This window comes from Streptomyces sp. MUSC 14, assembly GCF_001866675.1.
GTDB lineage: Bacteria > Actinomycetota > Actinomycetes > Streptomycetales > Streptomycetaceae > Streptomyces.
Window position 1 is genome coordinate 1 of record NZ_MLYN01000133.1, and the last position, 414, is coordinate 414.

Below are 414 nucleotides of genomic sequence, written 5' to 3' on the forward strand. Positions count from 1 at the left end.
AGACGCCATCTCATTTGGCCTGTTGGATAGTCTGCTGGCGTGGGAATCGTTGAGCGGCTGGTGCCGGACGAGTTGTGGGAGCTGTTCCAGAGGGTGGTGCCGGAAGCGCCTGTCCGGCCGCAGGGAGGTGGCCGGCGTCGGCACGGTGACCGGGAGGTGCTGGCTGCGATCGTGTTCGTGGCCACGTCGGGCTGCACGTGGCAGCAGTTGCCGTCCGCGTCGTTCGGGCCGTCGGGAGCGACGGCTCACCGGCGCTTCGCCGAGTGGACGAGGGTCAGGGTCTGGGCCAAGCTCCACCGCCTGGTCCTCGATGAGCTCGGTGCCCGCGGTGGGCTGGACTGGTCCCGCTGCGCGATCGACTCGGTGAACATGCGGGCCCTGAAAAGGGGGACCTGACAGGCCCGAATCCTGTCG

General features: G+C 68.6%; 1 pseudogene. It reads left to right on the top strand.

Annotated features, from left to right (window positions below):
- Positions 1–39: 39 nt before the first annotated feature.
- Positions 40–414 (top strand): annotated as a pseudogene (locus BIV25_RS45970) (transposase); the annotation flags it as partial.